Genomic DNA, 559 nt, shown 5'->3' with positions numbered 1-559 from the left:
GAGCCACCTGCCGCATCGTTGATATTGACGCTGACGCCGGATTTGATGGCTCCGGAGGTGTTAGTGGTCATGCCTTTACCCGCCGCGCTGTTGACGTTAATCACCAGCCCCTGGGATTTGGACATATCGTAGGCTTTGTCACTCGCTGAACCGTCAGCGTTCTGGAACAGCAGACCGGTACCCGCGCCGTTGACGTTAATGGTGCCGCTGTTGGTCTGTGCCAGTGAGGCAGACGTTCGCACGCCCGCACCTTTACCTACATTAATAGTGGTATTGGTCAGCTGGATGCCGTCGATTTCAGCCCCGTTTTCAATGCCGTTGCCGGTCCCCGTCGCGGCCATATTGATGGTCGCATCTTTCACTGTCAGACCCGCAGCGCCCGTATCCAGCAGGATACCGTGCGCCGTACCGTCCGCATTCGTCGTGCCGTCACCGGTCAAATCCAGCGATGCACCGTTGGACAGGCGATAACCTGCCTTGCCGTTTGTGGCGGTGATGACGCCGGTATTATTGACCACCGAATCGGCACCAATAATATCGACTGCCGTCCCGTTGACGG

The 559-nt window shown here is 57.8% G+C and carries 1 protein-coding gene; it reads right to left on the bottom strand.

Annotated elements, in window-relative coordinates:
- Positions 1-559, bottom strand: a 559-nt coding sequence (locus tag HYQ67_RS24525) for a hypothetical protein (protein ID WP_202308673.1), incomplete at both ends; no start/stop codon positions are given.

It is taken from the genome of Dryocola clanedunensis subsp. sulfonylureivorans (assembly GCF_016756775.1).
GTDB classification, from domain to species: Bacteria; Pseudomonadota; Gammaproteobacteria; order Enterobacterales; family Enterobacteriaceae; genus Dryocola; species Dryocola clanedunensis.
Note: the sequence above shows the minus strand (reverse complement) of the source record. Positions and strands in the feature narration are given on the sequence as shown.